General features: G+C 64.6%; 19 protein-coding genes and 1 tRNA gene. 14 read left to right on the top strand and 6 right to left on the bottom strand.

Translation table 11 applies throughout. From position 1 onward, the window contains the following. Positions 1 to 6: 6 nt before the first annotated feature. Positions 7 to 3,543: a class I SAM-dependent DNA methyltransferase gene (locus ACFQU0_RS17410; protein WP_382202993.1), complete on the bottom strand. Its 3,537-nt coding sequence runs from the start codon at positions 3,541 to 3,543 to the stop codon at positions 7 to 9. Positions 3,544 to 3,647: 104 nt separating this feature from the next. Between ACFQU0_RS17410 and ACFQU0_RS17405 the strand changes: the two genes are divergently transcribed. The 5 genes from ACFQU0_RS17405 (at position 3,648) to ACFQU0_RS17385 (ending at position 5,332) form a co-directional block, all read left to right on the top strand. Next, positions 3,648 to 3,902: a type II toxin-antitoxin system Phd/YefM family antitoxin gene (locus tag ACFQU0_RS17405; protein ID WP_382202992.1), complete on the top strand. Its 255-nt coding sequence runs from the start codon at positions 3,648 to 3,650 to the stop codon at positions 3,900 to 3,902. Beyond that, on the top strand, positions 3,899 to 4,162 hold the full coding sequence (locus ACFQU0_RS17400; protein ID WP_382202991.1) for a Txe/YoeB family addiction module toxin: 264 nt from the start codon (positions 3,899 to 3,901) through the stop codon (positions 4,160 to 4,162). The genes ACFQU0_RS17405 and ACFQU0_RS17400 overlap by 4 nt, the downstream gene beginning before the upstream one ends. Before the next feature lie 39 nt (positions 4,163 to 4,201). Beyond that, the gene (locus ACFQU0_RS17395) at positions 4,202 to 4,516 is read left to right on the top strand and encodes a HigA family addiction module antitoxin (RefSeq protein WP_382202990.1); all 315 of its coding nucleotides are present in this window, start codon (positions 4,202 to 4,204) and stop codon (positions 4,514 to 4,516) included. A 224-nt stretch (positions 4,517 to 4,740) separates the two neighbouring features. After that, positions 4,741 to 5,019, top strand: a complete 279-nt coding sequence (locus ACFQU0_RS17390) for a type II toxin-antitoxin system RelE/ParE family toxin (protein WP_382202989.1) — start codon at positions 4,741 to 4,743, stop codon at positions 5,017 to 5,019. Positions 5,020 to 5,029: 10 nt separating this feature from the next. Continuing rightward, positions 5,030 to 5,332, top strand: a complete 303-nt coding sequence (locus ACFQU0_RS17385; RefSeq protein WP_382202988.1) for a HigA family addiction module antitoxin — start codon at positions 5,030 to 5,032, stop codon at positions 5,330 to 5,332. Between the two features lie 114 nt (positions 5,333 to 5,446). On the opposite strand, the gene ACFQU0_RS17380 is transcribed toward ACFQU0_RS17385, so the two are convergent. Continuing rightward, positions 5,447 to 5,531 (bottom strand) — tRNA-Leu (locus ACFQU0_RS17380). 79 nt (positions 5,532 to 5,610) lie between these two features. Between ACFQU0_RS17380 and cysM the strand changes: the two genes are divergently transcribed. From cysM to ACFQU0_RS17365, 3 genes are read left to right on the top strand one after another with little or no spacing between them, the layout of a single operon-like run. Next, positions 5,611 to 6,531: a cysteine synthase CysM gene (cysM, locus tag ACFQU0_RS17375; RefSeq protein WP_382202987.1), complete on the top strand. Its 921-nt coding sequence runs from the start codon at positions 5,611 to 5,613 to the stop codon at positions 6,529 to 6,531. After that, positions 6,528 to 7,079 carry an NUDIX domain-containing protein gene (locus ACFQU0_RS17370; protein ID WP_382202986.1) on the top strand — a complete coding sequence of 184 codons (552 nt, stop codon included), beginning with the start codon at positions 6,528 to 6,530 and terminating at the stop codon, positions 7,077 to 7,079. Before cysM ends, ACFQU0_RS17370 begins: the two co-directional genes overlap by 4 nt. 29 nt (positions 7,080 to 7,108) lie before the next feature. Further along, entirely contained in the window at positions 7,109 to 7,336 is a 228-nt protein-coding gene (locus tag ACFQU0_RS17365; RefSeq protein ID WP_382202985.1) for a sulfurtransferase TusA family protein, read from the top strand. 60 nt (positions 7,337 to 7,396) lie between these two features. On the opposite strand, the gene ACFQU0_RS17360 is transcribed toward ACFQU0_RS17365, so the two are convergent. The 3 genes from ACFQU0_RS17360 to ACFQU0_RS17350 all read right to left on the bottom strand — a co-directional run bounded on the left by ACFQU0_RS17360 (position 7,397) and on the right by ACFQU0_RS17350 (position 12,351). Further along, the gene (locus ACFQU0_RS17360; RefSeq protein ID WP_382203042.1) at positions 7,397 to 10,324 is read right to left on the bottom strand and encodes a valine--tRNA ligase; all 2,928 of its coding nucleotides are present in this window, start codon (positions 10,322 to 10,324) and stop codon (positions 7,397 to 7,399) included. A gap of 63 nt (positions 10,325 to 10,387) precedes the next feature. Then, the gene (locus ACFQU0_RS17355) at positions 10,388 to 10,621 is read right to left on the bottom strand and encodes a DUF2783 domain-containing protein (RefSeq protein WP_382202984.1); all 234 of its coding nucleotides are present in this window, start codon (positions 10,619 to 10,621) and stop codon (positions 10,388 to 10,390) included. Between the two features lie 8 nt (positions 10,622 to 10,629). Further along, complete coding sequence (locus ACFQU0_RS17350) at positions 10,630 to 12,351, bottom strand: FAD-dependent monooxygenase (protein ID WP_382202983.1); 1,722 nt, start codon at positions 12,349 to 12,351, stop codon at positions 10,630 to 10,632. Positions 12,352 to 12,502: 151 nt separating this feature from the next. Here ACFQU0_RS17350 and ACFQU0_RS17345 point away from each other — a divergent pair, with 151 nt between their 5' ends. From ACFQU0_RS17345 to queF, 6 genes are all read left to right on the top strand, one after another. Continuing rightward, positions 12,503 to 12,925: a rubrerythrin family protein gene (locus ACFQU0_RS17345; RefSeq protein ID WP_382202982.1), complete on the top strand. Its 423-nt coding sequence runs from the start codon at positions 12,503 to 12,505 to the stop codon at positions 12,923 to 12,925. A gap of 99 nt (positions 12,926 to 13,024) precedes the next feature. Next, positions 13,025 to 14,374: a (Fe-S)-binding protein gene (locus tag ACFQU0_RS17340; protein ID WP_382202981.1), complete on the top strand. Its 1,350-nt coding sequence runs from the start codon at positions 13,025 to 13,027 to the stop codon at positions 14,372 to 14,374. A 7-nt stretch (positions 14,375 to 14,381) separates the two neighbouring features. Next, the gene (locus tag ACFQU0_RS17335; RefSeq protein ID WP_382202980.1) at positions 14,382 to 14,972 is read left to right on the top strand and encodes a DUF3501 family protein; all 591 of its coding nucleotides are present in this window, start codon (positions 14,382 to 14,384) and stop codon (positions 14,970 to 14,972) included. 61 nt (positions 14,973 to 15,033) lie between these two features. Further along, positions 15,034 to 15,810, top strand: coding sequence for a peroxide stress protein YaaA (gene yaaA, locus ACFQU0_RS17330; RefSeq protein WP_382202979.1), 777 nt, complete (start codon positions 15,034 to 15,036; stop codon positions 15,808 to 15,810). Between the two features lie 36 nt (positions 15,811 to 15,846). Continuing rightward, positions 15,847 to 16,704, top strand: a complete 858-nt coding sequence (locus ACFQU0_RS17325; protein WP_382202978.1) for a 2OG-Fe(II) oxygenase — start codon at positions 15,847 to 15,849, stop codon at positions 16,702 to 16,704. Continuing rightward, on the top strand, positions 16,701 to 17,558 hold the full coding sequence (queF, locus tag ACFQU0_RS17320) for an NADPH-dependent 7-cyano-7-deazaguanine reductase QueF (RefSeq protein ID WP_382202977.1): 858 nt from the start codon (positions 16,701 to 16,703) through the stop codon (positions 17,556 to 17,558). The genes ACFQU0_RS17325 and queF overlap by 4 nt, the downstream gene beginning before the upstream one ends. 4 nt (positions 17,559 to 17,562) lie before the next feature. Here the strand turns inward: queF and ACFQU0_RS17315 are convergent, their stop codons facing one another. After that, a complete protein-coding gene (locus ACFQU0_RS17315) occupies positions 17,563 to 19,119 on the bottom strand; it encodes a methyl-accepting chemotaxis protein (protein ID WP_382202976.1) in 1,557 nt (518 codons plus the stop codon). Between the last annotated feature and the right edge of the window lie 57 nt (positions 19,120 to 19,176).

The following is a 19,176-nucleotide window of genomic DNA, read 5'->3' as shown; positions in this document are numbered from 1 at the left end:
GCGCGCTCACGCCGCCCAGCGCTCGCCATCTGCGCGCCGCGCCCGCCCCAGCGCTTCCAGCGTTTCGAGGATGCGTGGCAAGCCTTTTTTCCACGGCCCCTTGCCTTTGAAGTGGCTTTCGATGGCGGGTACGGCCAGCGGGCTGGGGCTGCCGGCCAGCACCTGCGCCACGGCGCGCACCTGGTCGGGCAGGGCGGGGGGCCAGGGTTGTGCGGTCAAGGTGGGCGCCACGGCGGCGGTGGCAGCGGTGTCCTCTGGCGTGTCGAGCTCGGCGTTGGCCTGGGCCTCGGCTTGTGTTTCCACGCCCTCAATGCCGGCTTGTTGTGGCGCGGGGGCGGCGGTGGCGATGGCCGCGCGCCGTGCCGGGTCTTGGAACTCGGGGCGCAGCCAGCGCACGGTGCCGGCGGCTTCTTCGGCGGCGCGCTGGGCGTTGAGGGCCACCAGGCGCTCCAGCAGGGTTTCGGTCCACGCGGTGCGGGCCGCTTCATCGGCCCACGGCACGGGGCCCAGGTCGCTCCAGCCGTAGGCGGCCAGCACGGCGGCGTCCAGTTCGTCGTGCAGGCTTTGCAGCACGCTCACCAGGGCTTGCTCGTGCACCAGCTTGTCTTTGGCGTTCAGTGGCTCGCCCCGGCGCAGTTTGTCCAGCACGTTGTACATGCCGGTCAGCGTCACGCCCGCGTGTGCGGCCTGGCGGGCTTTGCGGTGGGCGTCGAGTTGCTCGGCCAGTTGGCGGATGCGTTCGGCCAGGGCGGGGGTGAGGCCGGTGTCGTCGTGGGGGAAGGGGAAGGGTTCGAAACAGCGGGAGTTGTTGTAGACCGGTCGATCTTCCAAGGTGCCACCCGTTCGAAGTGTCCATTGCACATGTACCGCACTACTCAGAACTCCGAGAACCAGTGCGTCATCTGATACCACGCTGCGAATCTTTTGGTCCGGCAAGATGTCGGCATCCAGAAAACTGAACAGGCGATGCTTGGCCGTTTCGGTGGTGCCAATGTAGCGACGCAATCCGTGCACCGCCACACGAAATTTGGGAACTGATTCGGCAAACAACCACCAGTTGCGGCGCCGGCTGTCGCGTTTGTCCTGGTCGCGCTGCGGTTTCACGCGGTCGAGCAACCACTGGTATGCCGCTGGAAAGCGCGCACGCAGTTCTTCTTCCGAGATGCCGTAAAAATCCAGCGCGAACAGGCCACGGGCGCGGTCCGTGAGGTCTTTCCCGTTGCGGTAGCGGCGGATGTGTGCGTCCAAACCCGGCACGCTACCTCGCCCCAAGCGGTCGGCGGTTGCCTCGTCAATCCAGAAGCCCGCGCCGAGCGGGATCATGCCCATGAACGACAGCCCCAGGTTGGCGTGCAGGCGGCTGGCACTGTTCACGTTGGCGCCCACCGATAGGTTGGGGTGTATCAGGCCGGTGACGGTCTGGAGTTCGATGACTGGAGTGTCGTCTTCACCTGGCGCCTCGCTGGTGACGCGAACCAGAGCGCCATCTCCTTGTAGTTCGCGCGCGCCCACGGTCATGGCCACGCGCACCGCAGCACCGTCTGCACTGTCCACCCAAGGATGGTCGGGTATGGCGAACGCGAGGGTCACACCCGCATCTTCAATCACACGCCGGTTGAATATCTGCGTGATGCTGTTGGTGGTGATGAAGCCAAAGCGGCGCACGTCGCCACGCTTCAAGGCGACTGCCGCGTGGTGCCACCAGTACATGACGAAGTCCGCTGTTTCGGGCATATCGGCCCACGCTCCGCGTAGTGCCGTAGCGTAGCCGTCACCCAATGCATCACGCATCCGCTTGTTTCCAATAAACGGCGGATTCCCCACAATGAAATCCGCCTGCGGCCACGCGGCCGGGCGCGGGTGGATGTAGCGCCACTGCGGCACCTGCGCGGCTTCGTCGGGCACGTCTTCGCCGGTGACGGGGTGCTTTTTGAACGTCACCCCGTCCCACCGTGTGATGGGGCGGCCGGTTTCGTCGGTGGCGATTTCGGCGCGCTCATAGGCCAGCACGGCGTCGCGGTGTTCGATGTTGCCGTAGTCGTGCACCACCGGTTCGGCCACGCTGGCCAGGCCGCGTGTGCGCACATGCCACTGCAGCCAGCCAATCCACAGCACCAGTTCGGCCAGGGCGGCGGCGCGTTCGTTCAGCTCGATGCCGCGCAGCTGCTGCAGCGTCACGGTTTCGCCTTCCAAGCCCAGCTTGCCCTGCGTTTCGCCCAGCGCCTCCAGCTGGTTGATGACCTCGCCCTCCAGGCGCTTGAGGTGTTCGAGCGTGACGTACAAAAAGTTGGCACTGCCGCATGCCGGGTCGAGCACGCGGGTGGTGCAAAGCTGGTGGTGAAAACGGCGCACTTCGGCGCGGGCTTCCTCCAGCTTGGCCTCGCGTTTTTTGCCGTCTAGCTCGGCGGCTTCGTGGGCCAGCACCAGGGCCGCTGCCTGGGCGTTGGCCCAGTCGGCGCGCAGGGGCTCCACCACGGTGGGCAGCACCAGGCGTTCCACGTAGGCGCGCGGGGTGTAGTGGGCGCCCAGGGCGTGGCGTTCGGTGGGGTCGAGGGCGCGCTCCAGCAGCGTGCCAAAGATGGCGGGCTCCACCTCTTGCCAGTTGGCCTGGGCGGCGCGCAGCAGGCCGTCGATCTGGGCGCTGTTGAGAGGCAGCACGTAGCCGTCGGCGCTGGCGCCTTTGAACAGTTTGCCGTTGAAGCGCAGCACGTCGCGGGCGATGGCGGCGTTGAAGCCGCCCACGTCCATGCTGGCCCAGAACACGCGCAGCATTTGCGCCAGGGTGGCGGGTTGTTCGCGGTACTGGCGCAGCAGTTGCACAAAGCTGCCGGTGCCGTCGGGCGCGGCGGGCAGCAGGCCCACGTCTTCGGCAAACATGGAGAACAGTGCGCGTGTGAGGAAGCCGGCCACCTGTTCGGCCGGGTGGCCGCTGGCTTCGAGCGATTTGGCGAGGTCGGCCAGTTCGGCGGCCACGCGGCGCGTGACTTTGGCGCTGATGCGCGAGGGGTCGAGCGAGAGCGGGTCTGTCCAGATGGCGCGCAGGCGTTCGATGGTGCCGGGCTCGGCCAGTTGCTGCAGTTGAATGCGGTGGCTGCGCGGGTCGGGGTAGGGGGTGTAGGTGCCGCCGGAGCGGCTGAACTCGGCGTAGACCTCGATGACGTGGCCCACGTCCACCACCAGCACAAAGGGCGGGCGGCCCTCGGCGGCGGGCAGGGCGCGGGCATAGCCTTCGCCTTGCGCGCGGGCGCGCAAGAGGGCGTCGTCAAAACCCTTGGTGTGGGCGCCGGCCTTCACCTTCTTGGCCTCCAGCACAAAGTGGCCGCGTTTGTAGCAGTCGATGCGGCCGGCGCTGGTGCTGCCGTCGCCATGGCTGAAGGTGACCGGGCGCTCGAACATGTAGGCCTGGTCGTTGGTGGGGTGGGGCTTGTCCACGCCCAGCAGCTCACACAGTTCAATGACGAAGGACTGTGCGGTGGCGAGTTCGCTGGCAGAAACGCCTTGCCAACGGTTGATGAAAGCGGCGGTGGTCGTCTTGTCAGCCATCAGAACGATCAATTTTTGGATGGCGTGAGTGTAGTGGGGGGCCGAAAGTGAACGGCGCGCTACAATACCTGTGCAGAAAATTGAACAGGTCAAGGGAAAGCATCATGCGAATTGTCAGCTACACCGATGCCCGCAACGCCCTCAAAACGGTGCTCGACACCGTGGAGAGCGATGCCGATATCACCATCATCACCCGCCGTGATGGGGGTGACGCCGTGGTCATGTCTCTGGCGCAGTACCAAAGCATGGCCGAAACCCTGCACCTGTTGTCCAGCCCGGCCAACGCCGCCCACCTGGCCGAATCCATTGCCCAGTTCAAGTCTGGCAAGGCCAAGCGGCGCGAGCTGGTGGACGCGTGAGCCGGGGCGTGGCCTTCACCCCTGCGGCATGGGGCGACTACGAATACTGGCAAGGGCAGGACAAAAAGACCCTCAAACGCATCAATGCGCTGATCGACGCGGCCCGGCGCGAGCCTTTCCAAGGCATAGGCAAGCCCGAACCCCTGGTGGGCAACCTCAGTGGGTTTTGGTCGCGCCGCATCGATGACACCCACCGCCTGGTGTACGCGGTGGACGATGCCGACTTGACGGTGATCGCCTGCCGGCATCACTACCAATAGCTTGCGAGGACGATCACTGACCGAACGGAGCAACCGACGATGACCGAGATGTTCAACCCCTCCCACCCGGGCTTGGCGCTGCGCGATGATGTGTTGCCTGCGCTTGGTTTGAGCGTTACCGAAGCTGCCGAACAGTTGGGCGTGGCCCGCGTCACCTTGTCCCGTGTGTTGAACGGCCATGCTGCCGTGTCCCCAGAAATGGCGCTGCGCTTGGAGGCGTGGCTGGGCAAGGACAGGGGCGGCGATGCGCGTTTGTGGCTGGGGCAGCAAGCTGCCTACGACATGTGGCAAACCACCTTGAAGTTCAAGAAAAAACCGCTGCGTGTGAAGCCTGCCCCGTTGCTCGCTGCATAAAAAAAAACCGGGGCAGGCCCGCGAACCGGAAATCGCGTTTCCCTGCCAGCGTGGTCAGAAAAAAAAGAAAAGGTCCGGACGGCTGTGAACCGCTGCGGACCTTGATTTGGTGCCAGGCTCGGACTCGAACCGACAGACTTTTTGGTCCGATCTGCAAGCTGCGCCCAGTGCTGCGAGTCATTAATAGCGATTGACGTTAATAACGAAGGTCGTTACTATTTGTCATGATCCAGAGCTTTCGCTGCAGCGACACCGAATCCCTGTTCAACGGCAAGCGCGTAGCCCGGTTCGTCAACTTTGAGGCCGTGGCTCTGCGCAAACTGCAACAGTTGCATGCCGCGACAGCTTTGGAGTTCTTGCGCGTGCCACCAGGCAACCGACTGGAGGCGTTGTCCGGTGACAGGCAGGGCCAGCACAGCATCCGCATCAATGATCAGTGGCGGTTGTGTTTTGCTTGGCGTGACGGGCACGCGCAGGACGTTGAAATGGTGGATTACCACTGAAGGGCATACCATGAAGCGCGAAGTACCACTCATTCACCCTGGTGTCATCCTGCAGGAGGATTGGCTCCAGCCCTTGGGCCTGAGCCAGTACGCCTTGGCCAAAGCCATTGACGTACCACCCCGCCGCATCAATGAAATCGTCAAGGGGTTGCGCGGCATCACGGTCGATACGGCTTTGCGCTTGGCCGCGTACTTTGGCACCGATGCCCAAAGCTGGCTGAACCTGCAAGACCACTACGACACCGAACTGGCACGCGAGTCGATGGCGGATGTGCTGGCCCGTATTGCGCGCCATGGCAACGTTGCGGTGTGAGTGCCGCCCACGTCACCTGAGTCCACCTTACATCGTGGCCACACGGACGCCAGAAACCAAAAAGCCAGCACTGCGGCTGGCTTGAGAATCAACGTAAGTTGTTGATTTGACTGCTGGTGCCCAGGGTCGGACTCGAACCGACACTCCTTTCGGAACCGGATTTTGAATCCGGCGCGTCTACCAATTTCACCACCCGGGCGGGTATCTGGAAAACGAAATTATGGCACAGTGTCGGACGAGCTTTTCGCCCGCAGGGGCACATTCACCGCATTTCAACCATGACCGCAGCCTCAGCGCCCGTTTACCCCACCATTGAAGATGCCGTTGGCAACACACCGCTGGTGGCTTTGCAGCGCATTGGCGCCGATGTGTGCCGCACGCGTGGCAATGTCATCCTCGGCAAGCTCGAAGGCAACAACCCGGCGGGTTCGGTGAAGGACAGGCCCGCTTTGTCCATGATCCGCCGCGCGGAGGAGCGTGGCGAGATCAAGCCGGGCGACACCTTGATCGAGGCCACCTCGGGCAACACCGGCATCGCGCTGGCCATGGCGGCGGCCATCAAGGGCTACCGCATGGTGCTCATCATGCCGGAGGACTTGTCCATCGAGCGCGCCCAGACCATGAAGGCCTTTGGCGCCGAACTCATCCTAACGCCCAAAAGCGGTGGCATGGAGTACGCGCGCGATCTGGCCGACAAGATGGTGAAGGACGGCAAGGGCCGTGTGCTGGACCAGTTTGCCAACGCCGACAACCCGCGCATCCACTTCGAGACCACTGGCCCCGAGCTGTGGCGGCAGACCGGCGGACGCATCACCCATTTTGTGAGCGCCATGGGCACCACGGGCACCATCACGGGTGTGTCGCGTTTTCTCAAGTCTCAAAACCCGGCGGTGCGTGTGATTGGCGCCCAGCCCAGCGAGGGCTCGCGCATTCCGGGCATACGCAAGTGGCCACAGGAATACCTGCCCAAAATTTACGACCCCAGCGCGGTGGACGAGCTGGTCTACGTGAGCCAGACCGATGCCGAGGACATGTGCCGGCGCCTGGCGCGCGAGGAGGGCATCTTCGCTGGCATTTCGGCGGCGGGTGCGTGCTGGGTGGCGCTGCAGATCGCGCAACAGGTGGAGAACGCGACCATCGCTTTTGTGGTGTGCGACCGCGGCGACCGCTACCTGTCCACCGGGGTGTTCCCGGCATGAGCGGCGCACATTTTCGCTACTGCCCGCAGTGCGCCACGGCGCTGGCCGAGCGCGTGGAACACGAGGATGGCGGCCTGAAGTCGCGCCTGCGCTGCCCGGCGTGCAACTGGACGCACTGGAACAACCCCACGCCGGTGCTGGCGGCCATTGTGGAGGTGGACGGCAAGGTGCTGCTGGCGCGCAATGCGGCCTGGACGCACCGCATGTTTGCGCTCATCACCGGCTTCATGGAGGCCGGCGAAAGCCCTGAGGAAGGTATCGCGCGCGAAATCGCCGAGGAGACCAACCTGGTGGCCGACGACCTGTCGCTGGTGGGTGTGCACGAGTTCCTGCGCATGAACCAGGTCATCATCACCTACCACGCGCGTTGCCACGGCGAGGTGAAACTTTCGCCCGAGTTGGCCGAGTACAAGCTGTTTGCGCCCGAAGACATCAAGTGCTGGCGAGCCGGCACGGGGCTGGCGCTGGCCGACTGGTTGCGCGGCCGTGGCATCGAGCCAGAGTTTGTGGATATCCCGCGTCAGCCGCCGGCAAACACAGCGACGTAAAATCGGCGCGCAACAGGAACCCCCACGCCATGATCGCTGACAAAGAACTCGACGCCCGCGGGCTGAATTGCCCGCTGCCCATCCTCAAGGCCAAGAAGGCCCTGGCCGACATGACCAGTGGTCAGACGCTCAAGGTGATTGCCACCGACGTTGGGTCGGTGCGTGATTTCCAGGCGTTTGCCAAACAAACCGGCAACGAACTGGTGGCCCAGGACACGGTGGGTACCGACTTCATCTCGGTGCTGAAGCGCCGCTGACCCTCGGCGCCGTGAGGCGCTGGGAGCGGCGGCGAACACCGCTTCCAGGCCAAAAGGGCTTCAGCCCAGACGCGCCAGCTGCGTGCGCAGCTTCTCCAGCGTGGCGCTGAATTCGGCCACGCGTTTGTTCTCTTGCTCGATCACAGCTGGTGGCGCTTTGGCCACAAACGCCTCGTTGGAGAGCTTGCCTTTGGCCTTGGCGATTTCGCCTTCCAGGCGGGCGGCTTCTTTGCTCAGGCGGGCTTTTTCGGCGGCCACGTCCACCTCCACGAACAGGCACAGGCGCGCATCACCCACCACGGACACCGGCGCGGCTTGCGCGGCGGCGCTCCAGGCGGCCTCGTCGGCAAACACCTTCACTTCGCTGAGCTTGGCCAGGGCCTTGAGCACCGGGGCCGCACCCTCCATGAAGGTGGTGTCGCCCAGCACGTACAGCGGCAGGCGCTGCGCCGGTGACACGCCCATCTCGCCGCGCAGGTTGCGGCAGGCGTCCACCAGGCCCTTGAGCTTGGCCACAAAGGCGATGGACGCTTCGTCGATGCGCTCGGGCTGGCTCACGGGGTAGGCGGCCACGCTGACCGACGCACCCGCGCGGCCCGCCACGGGGGCCACCTTTTGCCACAGCTCTTCGGTGATGAAAGGGATGATGGGGTGGGCCAGGCGCAGGATGGCTTCCAGTGTGCGGATCAGCGTGCGGCGGGTGGCGCGTTGCTGCGCGTCGTCACCCGTCTGAATCTGCACCTTCGCGATTTCAAGGTACCAGTCGCAGAACTCGTTCCAGACAAAGTCGTAAATCGTGTTCGCCACGTTGTCGAGGCGGTAGCCGGCAAAGCCCTGGGCCACCTCGGCTTCCACCTTTTGCAGCAGCGAGACGATCCAGCGGTCGGCCTGGCTGAAGTTGAGGTAGCCGTGGGCTGGGCCGGCAGGACTCACGAGGCGCCCATCACCGTCGGTGATGGGCGGTGCGCACTCCGCCTTGGTGTGCTCGCGCAGGCCGCAATCGAAGCCTTCGCAGTTCATCAGCGTGAAGCGCGTGGCGTTCCAGAGCTTGTTGCAGAAGTTGCGGTAGCCCTCGCAGCGTTTGCTGTCGAAGTTGATGCTGCGGCCCAGCGAGGCCAGCGCCGCGAAGGTGAAGCGCAGCGCGTCGGCGCCGTAGGCCGGGATGCCTTCGGGGAATTCTTTCTGCGTGTTCTTGCGCACGGTGGGCGCGGTCTCGGGCTTGCGCAGGCCGGTGGTGCGCTTGTCCAGCAGGGGTTCGAGCGCGATGCCGTCGATCAGGTCCACGGGGTCGAGCACGTTGCCTTCGGACTTGCTCATCTTCTTGCCCTGCGCGTCGCGCACCAGGCCATGGATGTAGACGTGCTTGAACGGCACCCGGCCCGTGAAGTGGGTGGTCATCATGATCATCCGGGCGACCCAGAAGAAGATGATGTCGTAGCCCGTGACCAGGGTGGTGCTGGGCAGGTAGAGGTTGTAGTCGTCGGTGGCGGCGTCGGTCTGGTTGGGCCAGCCCATGGTGCTGAAGGGCACCAGGGCGCTGGAGTACCAGGTGTCGAGCACGTCCGGGTCGCGCGTGAGCGTCTTGCCTGCACCCGCCTGGGCTTGGGCTTCTTCCAGGTTGCGCGCCACGTACACCTGGCCCTGCTCGTCGTACCAGGCCGGGATCTGGTGGCCCCACCACAGCTGGCGGCTGATGCACCAGTCCTGGATGTTGTTCATCCACTGGTTGTAGGTGTTGACCCAGTTCTCGGGCACAAACTTCACCTGGCCCGAGGCCACGGCGGCTATGGCCTTGTGTGCAATGGAGGTGCCACTGGTGTTGTGCTCGTTGCCTGTGGACTGCATGGCGACGAACCACTGGTCGGTCAGCATGGGCTCGATCACCTGGCCCGTGCGGGCGCAGCGCGGCACCATGAGCTTGTGCTTCTTGGTCTCCACCAGCAGGCCGGCTGCCTCCAGATCAGCCACCACGGCCTTGCGGGCCACAAAGCGGTCCAGGCCCCGGTACTTTTCGGGCGCGTTGTCATTGATGGTGGCGTTGAGCGCCAGCACGCCGATGATGGGCAACTGGTGGCGCTGGCCAACCGCGTAGTCGTTGGCGTCGTGAGCCGGCGTGACCTTGACCACGCCGGTCCCGAAGGCACGGTCCACGTAGGCGTCGGCAATCACCGGGATCTCGCGGTCGCACAGCGGCAGTTTGACGTACTGGCCGATGAGGTGGGCATAGCGTTCGTCTTCCGGGTGCACCATCACGGCCACGTCGCCCAGCAGGGTCTCAGGCCGGGTGGTGGCCACCGTGAGGTGGCCCGAGCCGTTCACCAGCGGGTAGGCGATGTGCCACAGGAAGCCGTCTTCCTCTTCGCTTTCCACTTCCAGGTCGGACACCGCCGACATCAGCACCGGGTCCCAGTTGACCAGGCGCTTGCCACGGTAGATCAGGCCTTGCTGGTAGAGCTTGACGAAGGTGTCGGTCACCACGGCGGACAGCTTGTCGTCCATGGTGAAGTACTCGCGGCTCCAGTCCACGCTGTCGCCCATGCGGCGCATCTGGGTGGTGATGGTGTTGCCGCTTTTTTCCTTCCATTCCCACACCTTGGCGGTGAAGGCCTCGCGCCCCAGGTCGTGGCGGCTCACGCCTTGTTCCTGCAACTGGCGCTCCACCACGATCTGGGTGGCGATGCCGGCGTGGTCGGTGCCCGGCACCCAGGTTGTGTTGAAGCCCATCATGCGGTGGTAGCGGGTCAGGCTGTCCATGATGGTCTGGTTGAAGGCGTGGCCCATGTGCAGCGTGCCGGTCACGTTGGGTGGGGGCAGCTGGATGCAGAAGGAGGGTGCCTCGGCATTGGGCTGGCCCGTGCCGCGCACCCCTGCCACGCCATAGCCGCGCTTCTCCCATTCGGGGCCCCAGTGCGCTTCCAGGGCGGCGGGTTCAAACGACTTAGACAGGCTGTTCAGGCCGGGCTGCTGCGGGGTGGTGTCGGTGGTCATGGGCGAAGCAAAAACGGCAGCCCGAAGGTTGCCGTTGTTCATGGGTGGCAGAAGGTGTTGATTTTACCGGGCGGGCGTGGGTGGTTCGTCCGGCCATTCACCCGGCAGGTCGCGGGCCAGCGCCAGGCACTGGGCCAGCACCTGCGCGTCGCCAATCTGGTTGGCCAGGGTGAGGACGAGGCGGGCGTTGAGCAGTTCGGATTGTTCGCGCGTGAGGCCCAGGTGGGCGTCGAGCAACTGCTCGTAAAAGCCGTCGGCGTCCTGGAAGCGGGCGGTGGTCTGGAAACCGGTGGTCATGGTTTGGCTCACAAAAAGGTGGGTACGGACAGCGCGTTTTCGATGGCGTGCACCAGGCCGGCGTCCACCGATTCGCCGGTGGCGGCCAGGTAGGCGTCGGGGCGCACCAGGGCCCAGGCGTGGCCGAACACGTGGCAGGCGGCCTGCAGGTGGCCCGCGCCCTGCGGGTGGGCATCGCGCACGTGCTCCCGCACCTGGGGCGTGGCCTCGGCGTCCAGCACCTGCACGCTGCACAGCGGCGCACAACACGACAGCAAGGCCAGGCGTTCGCAGGCGGCGGGTGAGAGCTGGCCAAACACCAGCAACAGCAGGCGGCCGTTGGCCCAGCGCAGCAAGTCGTTGAGGGTGCCCGGCGTGTGGTCGGCCCAGAGCAAACCGGCGTTGGGCACCGAAGTCCCGGCGTGTGGCGTGTTTTTGGCGCACACCGGGGAGCGGCGGTAGGTGTTGGCCACGGCCATGCGGCCGGTGTTGACCAGTGCCCGGGCAAACGGTTGCTGCCGCGCCAGCGTGATGGCGGCGTGGCGGAACAAGCGCTCGGTGGCGCTGCCGGGGCGCAGAAAGCGGTTGGTGCGCCGTGTCACGCGCACGTTTTCGGTGGCGGCCTGGTGGCGTTCGGCGTGGTAGCTGTCCAGCAGCTTGGGGGTTGCCTGCCCGCGCAGCACGGCGGCCAGTTTCCAGGCCAGGTTGTCGGCGTCGGCAATGCCGCTGTTGCCACCGCGCGCGCCGAAGGGGCTGACCACCTTGGCGGCGTCGCCCATGAAAAACACCCGACCGGCGCGCAGGTGATTCACACATTCGTTGCGGTAGGCGTAGGGGCCCACCCAAACGATGTCCAGCGGCACGTCGGGCCCAAAGTGGCGGGCCAGGCGCTCGCGCACCACCTCCTCGCGGCTGATCTCGGCCGGGTCGCTGTCGGGGGGCATCTGGTAGTCGATGCGCCACACGCCGTCGGCCATGGGGTGTTGCCACACGGCGCGGTGGTCGTTGAAGGGGGCCTCTATCCAGGTGTGGCGTTCGGCCGGCGCGGGCGTGGCAAAGCGCACGTCGGCAATGCACCAGCGGTCGTCGCCGCGCGCGCCGGTGAAAGGCACTTGTAACCACTCGCGCAAGGGGCTGTGCGCGCCCGTGGCGTCGATCACGTGCTCGGCCTCGGTCCGGTAGTCGCCTGCCGGTGTGGACACTGTCAGCGTGGCGAAGTCGGCGTTTTGTTCAAAGCCCACCACGCGGTTGCGCCAGCGCAGGTCCACCTGACCCAGCTCGACGATGCGATCGACGAGGAAGGCTTCCACGTAAAACTGCTGCAGGTTGATGAAGGGCGGCTGCTGCGAGAGGTTGAAGTTCTGTTGCTGGCGCAAATCGAAGTGGTAGACCTCGTCGTGCCCGGCAAAGGTGCGGCCCACGCTCCACTGCACGCCTTTGGCCGCGATGCGTTCGAACACACCGAGGCGTTGAAAGATCTCCAGCGATTTCTGCGTGTAGCAGATGCCACGTGAGGCCGCGCCCTTGACGCCCACCGTGTTGTCTTCGTCCAGCAGCACGGCAGGCTGGCCCAGTTGCGCCAGGCAGGCCGCCAGCGTGAGGCCACTGAGGCCACCGCCCACGATGACGATGGGGTGGCGAACCATGCCACGGGCCGTCAGCTCAGGCGGTGGCACAAAGGGGTACTCGGGCAGCCGGTAGCTGCCGCCTGTGATGCCGACCTGGCCTGAAGCGGGTGATGGGGTGTGCATGGAAATCATTATCAATTGCCATGGAGCGGATAGCCAAATTCAATTCGCTGGATTGGATCGAACAATTAGACCCTGTCGATGCGAGCCGCTATGGTTGTGTGGTCCACAGGGCGTGGTCCTGCGGCGTATCAACCCAACACAGGAGATGAACATGGCTGCACTCAGGGGTTCCAAAACGGAACAGTGCCTTAAGGATGCGTTTGCGGGTGAATCCCAGGCCAACCGCCGCTACCTCTATTTCGCGAACAAGGCCGACGTGGAAGGCCAGAACGACGTCGCAGCCCTGTTCCGCTCCACCGCCGAGGGTGAGACGGGTCACGCCCACGGTCACCTCGAATTCCTAGAGCAGTCGGGCGACCCGGCCACCGGTTTGCCCATCGGTAACACCCGCCAAAACCTGGCCTCCGCCGTGGCCGGTGAAACCCACGAGTACACCGACATGTACCCCGGCATGGCCAAGACCGCCCGCGAGGAAGGTTTTGACGAAATTGCCGACTGGTTCGAGACCCTGGCCAAGGCCGAACGTTCGCACGCCAACCGCTACCAGAAGGCCTTGAACGAACTGGTGGATTGATGTTGCAGCCCCGTCGTGCCTTGAGCGCACCGGGGCGCCCGCTGTTGCTGCAAGCGCTCCGCGAGCGTTTGCAAGAACAACGAGACAAAAGGTGATCTGATGGCCCGAGAAGGCAACCTGGAAGCCCCCACCCGGCACGCACTCGACTGGAAAAATCCGGACTTCTACGACGAAGAAAAGTGTTTCACTGAACTGGAGCGCATCTTCGACATCTGCCATGGTTGCCGCCGCTGCGTGAGCCTGTGTGGGGCCTTCCCGACGCTGTTCGATCTGGTGGACGAGAGCAGCACCCTGGAGGTGGACGGTGTGGCCAAGGCCGACTACTGGAAGGTGGTGGACCAGTGCTACATGTGCGACCTGTGCTACATGACCAAGTGCCCGTACACACCGCCGCATGAGTGGAACCTGGACTTCCCGCACACCATGCTCCGGGCCAAGGCCATCAAGTTCAAGAAGGGCGAGGTCAAGGCCTCCGAAAAATTCCTGGCCTCCACCGACGTGCACGGCTCGTTCGCCGGCATTCCCATCGTGGTGCAGGTGGCCAACGCGGTGAACAAGACCCAAGCCGCCCGTGGCGTGATGGAGAACCTGCTGGGCGTCGACAAGAATGCCTGGTTGCCTGAACTGGCCACGCGCAAGTTCCGCTCCAGCGCGCCCGAGGCACGCAGTACCGACGTCAAGGACGGTGAAAAAACGCCGGGCAAGGTGGCCATCTTCGCCACCTGCTACGTCAACTACAACGAGCCGGGCATCGGCCACGACCTGCTCAAGATCCTCGACCACAACCACATCCCCTACGTGCTGGTGGAAAAGGAAAAATGCTGCGGTATGCCCAAGCTGGAACTGGGCGACCTGGCGTCGGTGGAGAAGAGCAAAAACGCCAATATCCCGGTGCTGGCCAAGTACGCCAAGGACGGTTTTGCCATCCTGAGCGCCGTGCCCAGCTGCACCCTGATGTTCAAGCAGGAAATCCCGCTGATGTTCCCCGACGATGCCGACGTGCAGCGCGTGAAAGAAGCGATGTGGGACCCCTTCGAATACCTCAGCGCACGCAAGCGCGATGGCTTGCTCAAGACGGAGTTTCCGCAGCCGTTGGGCAAGATCAGCTACCAGATTCCCTGCCACGGCCGGGTGCAAAACATCGGCCGCAAGACCGAAGAGGTGCTCAAGTGGATACCGGGCACCGAGCTCAACACCATCGAACGCTGTTCGGGCCACGCCGGCACCTTTGGCGTCAAGAAGGCTTACCACCAGCAGGCCATGAAAATTGGCAAGCCGGTGTTCAAGGCCATGGCCACCATGAAGGATGGCAGCAAGCCTGACTTCATCAGCTCCGACTGCCCGCTCGGTGGGCACCACATTGCCCAAGGTTTTGAAGTCAACGGCCTGGGTACCCCCGAGCTGAACCACCCGCTCACCCTGGTGCGCAAGGCCTACGCGTTGAAGTGAGACCACCATGCAACTGACCGGCAACATCACCCCCGAAAGCCTCATGACCCTGGAGGCCTACACCAAGTGGCGCAAGGTCCACAAGCCCGATGTCATGGCTCACCGCAAGCTGCGCAGCGTGGTGCTGGGCGAGCACCTGCACCTGCAGTTCGAGAGCGAGACCACCATCCGCTACCAGATCCAGGAGATGCTGCGCATCGAAAAAATCTTCGAGGAAGAGGGCATTCAGGACGAGATCGATGCCTATGCGCCGTTGGTGCCCGACGGCAGCAACTGGAAGGCGACCGTGCTGCTGGAGTACCCCGACATCCACGAACGCCGACGCGAGTTGGCCAAACTCATCGGCGTTGAGGACCGGCTGTTTGTGGAGGTGGAAGGCGCGGCGCGTGTTTACGCCATTGCCGACGAAGACCTGGACCGCGAGAACGAGGAAAAAACATCAGCCGTGCACTTCGTGCGCTTCGAGTTCACGCCCGCCATGTGCGCGGCGATCAAGGCAGGTGCCGCCGTCAAGCTGGGCTGCGACCACACCCATTACCCCGCCCACGTGCAAATTCCCGCTGAGACGCTGGCCAGCCTGGCGGGCGATCTGAAATAGGCCTGCGTCTTCGGGATAATCCAGGGCTTCCCCGAGGGAAGCCTTTTTTTTGCACCACCCCATGCTGTTTTTGATTTCCCCCGCCAAGGCGCTCGATTACGAGACGCCGCCGACCACCGCCACCCACACCCAGCCGCTGTTTGTGCCCCAGGCCAGCGAGCTGATCGCCGTGCTGCGCGACAAGTCGCCGCAGCAAATTGCCGAGCTGATGGACCTGAGCGACCAGCTCTCGGGCCTGAACGTGGCGCGCTACCAGGCCTGGCGCCCCAAGTTCAGCACCCAAAACGCCAAGCAGGCCGTGCTGGCTTTTGACGGCGACGTGTACGGCGGGCTGGACGCCAAGACCCTGAACGAAGCCGACCTGGGCTGGGCGCAGCAACACCTGTGCATCCTGAGCGGCCTGTACGGTGTCCTGCGCCCGCTGGACCTGATGCAGCCTTACCGGCTGGAAATGGGCACGCGCCTGGCCACGCCCAAGGGCAAAAACCTCTACCAGTTTTGGGGCACTCAGGTGGCCGACTACCTCAACCAGCGCGCCAGCGCCGATGCCACGCCCGTGGTCATCAACCTCGCCAGCGAGGAGTATTTCAAGGTGGTGGACCGCAAGGCCCTCAAGCCGCGTGTGGTCACCTGTGTGTTCGAAGAGCGCAAGGGCGACCAGTACAAGGTCATCAGCTTCATGGCCAAACGCGCGCGTGGCCTGATGGTGCGCCACGCGGTGTTGCAGCGCGCCGTGTCAGTGGATCAGCTCAAACGGTTTGACGCCGAGGGATACCGGTATATTGCCGAGCTGTCGGAGCCCGACCGCCTCGTGTTTCGCCGCGACCAGGGACGCTGAGCGCCCGCACCTGAGACCGTTTTTTTGGAGTCCACCATGAGCCAAGTGGCCACCCCCGAACTGCAGCAATGGATTGTTGAACAGGCCCGTGCCGGCTGCAAACCCGAGGCCGTGCTCAGCGCCATGACCCAGGCCGGGTGGCGTGAAGATGTGGCCGTTGCCGCGATGGAGGCGACCCTGGGCGAACACCTTGCCGCATTGCCCCGCACGACCGCGCCCGAGGCCCCGGCAGAACCCAAACGCTTGCCCGAGCCACAGATGACCGGCCACCCTCGGCAGGTGGACGCGGGTGACCGCCTGGTGGACATCGTCATCAACATGCAGTCGCCCCGGGTCGTGGTTTTTGGCAATTTGTTGTCCGACGAAGAATGTGACGCGCTGATTGCCGACGCCGAACCACGCCTCAAGCGATCGCTCACCGTCGAAACCCAAACCGGCGGCGAGGCGCTCAACGAAGCACGCACCAGCGACGGCATGTTTTTCCGCCGCGGCGAAACACCGGTGGTGGAGCGCATCGAAGCCCGCATTGCCAAGCTGCTGAACTGGCCGCTGGAAAACGGCGAAGGTCTGCAGGTGCTGCATTACCGGCCTGGTGCCGAGTACAAGCCGCACTACGACTATTTCAACCCCGCCGAGCCGGGCACGGCCAAAATCCTCCAGCGCGGCGGGCAGCGGGTGGGCACGCTGGTGATGTACCTCAACGACCCCGAGCGAGGCGGTGGCACCACCTTCCCCGACGTGGGTCTGGAAGTGGCCCCCAAGCGTGGCAACGCCGTGTTTTTTGCCTACGACCGACCCCATCCTTCCACCAAGTCCCTGCATGGCGGCGCGCCGGTGATTGCGGGCGAAAAATGGGTGGCCACCAAGTGGCTGCGCGAACAGGAATTCAAATGAGCGACACCTCCGCCCAGCCCGAACACTCTCCCCTGGGCAAGGCCAGCGCCTACATCGACCAGTACGACGCGTCGCTGTTGTTCCCGCTGCCGCGCCTGACCAAACGCACCGAGATCGGCCTGCCCGGCGCCATCCCCTTTCTGGGTGCCGACCTCTGGACCGCCTTCGAGCTGAGTTGGTTGAACCTGCGTGGCAAACCCCAGGTGGCGCTCGCGCACGTCACCATCCCGTGCGAGACGCCCAACATCGTTGAGAGCAAGTCCTTCAAGCTCTACCTCAACAGCTTCAACAACAGCCGTTTTGCCGATGCCGCCGAGGTGCTGGCCCGCTTGCGGGCCGACATTAGCGAAGCCGTGTGGCGCGGCAGCGCCACCCCGGGCAGTGTGGGCGTGAAGCTGCTGTCGCCCGAGCAGTTTGACCGCGAGGCCGTGCATGAACTCGATGGTCTGAGTCTGGATCGGCTCGACATTGAATGTTCACGCTACACGCCCGCGCCCGACTTGCTGCGGGCCGACACCACCCAGGCGCCGGTCAACGAGGTGCTCACCTCCAACCTGCTCAAAAGCAATTGCCTGGTGACGGGCCAGCCCGACTGGGGGAGTGTGCGCATCGCCTACAGCGGCCACCAGATCGACCAGGAAGGCCTGCTGCAGTATCTGGTGAGTTTTCGCAACCACAACGAATTCCACGAGCAGTGTGTGGAGCGCATCTACATGGACATCTGGACGCGCTGCCAACCCACCAAGCTCACCGTGTACGCCCGCTACACCCGCCGGGGCGGGCTGGACATCAACCCCATACGCACCAGCCACCCGCAGCCGTTGCCGGGCAACGTGCGCACGGCACGGCAGTAGCCACTCAAATCCGGAAGATTTGCACCGAACGTGTCAGGCTCTCGGTGCCGCCGCTGAGCACGTCGGCCGAAGCGGCCGACTCCTCCACCAGCGCTGCGTTTTGCTGGGTCACCGTGTCGAGCTGGGTGATGGCTTCGTTCACCTGCGAGATGCCGATGGACTGTTCTTTGGTGGCGTGGCTGATCTGGCTGACCAGTTCGCTCACCTTGCGCACCTCGGCCACCACCTGGTCGATGGTGCCACCGGCCGCGTCCATCTGGCGCACGCCGTGGGTCACCTGCTCGGCCGACTGACCGATCAGTTCTCGGATTTCCTTGGCCGCCGTTGCGCTGCGCTGCGCCAGCGCGCGCACCTCGCCCGCCACCACCGCGAAGCCCCGGCCTTGTTCGCCCGCGCGCGCGGCTTCCACTGCCGCATTCAGCGCCAGGATGTTGGTCTGGAAGGCGATGCTCTCAATGACCTGGATGATCTCGGTCACCTTGCGCGAGGACTGTTCGATCCCGTGCATCGAACCACGCACGGCCGTGATGGCCTGCTGCCCGCTGCCCGCCACATCGGTGCTGCGCTGTGTCTGGTGGGCCACCTGGTCGGCGGTGTCTGCCGTTTGTTTCACTGTGCTCGACAGTTCCTCCATGGAGGCGGCGGTTTCTTCCAGGCTGCTGGCCTGCGCCTCGGTGCGGGCCGACAAGTCCATGGCACCGGCCGCAATCTCACGTGCCGACTGGCTGAAGCCGTCGATCTCGCTGCGCACGTCGCCAATCACGGCCCGCAGGTTGATCTGCACCTGCAGCAGTTTACGGATCAGCGCGCCCATGGGGTCGGGGTACTGGCCGTGCACCGATGTGGTCAGGTTGCAGCTGGCGATGTCGGCCGCAAAACGGTCGGCCTCGGCCAGCGCGCTCACGTAGTGGCGGTGGAACCAGAACAGCAGCCCAGCCACACCCGCGCCCATGGCCACCAGCCGCAGCACCAGGGCCATGGCGCCGCTTTGGTCCAGCAGTTCGGGCAAAAACGACAGCAGCACCAGGCCCAGCAGGCCGGCGCCCAGGCGGGCGGTGGAGCCGATGTGGCTCAGGCTGCGCAGCGCGCCGCGCCAGCCCAGTGGGTGCACGTGCCCGCCCTTCACCGTGAACGTGTGGCGACCGCTCTCGCGTTCTGCAGCAATCTGGGCGTAAAGCGCCTCGGCGGCCCGCACCTGTTCGCGGGTGGGCACTTTGCGCACCGACAGGTAGCCCACCGGCTTGCCGTTTTCCATGATGGGCGTGACGTTGGCCTCCACCCAGTAGTGGTCGCCGTTCTTGCGCCGGTTCTTCACGATGCCGGTCCAGGGCCGGCCCCGGCCAACGGTTTGCCACAGGTCCTTGAAGGCCTCGGGTGGCATGTCGGGGTGGCGGATCAGGTTGTGGTTTTCGCCGATCAGCTCTTCGTGTGTGTAGCCGCTCACCTCCACAAACGCACGGTTGCAGTGGGTGATGTAGCCCTTGGTGTCGGTGGACGACACCAGCATGGTGTGCGCCGGGTAGGCGTATTCCTGTTGCGTGACGGGCAGGTTGGTTCTCATGTCGGCCGGGTCGTTAAATTTGACCTTGATTGTCATTCATCCGGCGGTTGTCCAACA

The sequence above is a fragment of the Hydrogenophaga defluvii genome (genome assembly GCF_042665235.1).
Lineage (GTDB): Bacteria > Pseudomonadota > Gammaproteobacteria > Burkholderiales > Burkholderiaceae_C > Hydrogenophaga > Hydrogenophaga defluvii_A.
This window is presented reverse-complemented; position numbering and strand designations above follow the sequence as displayed.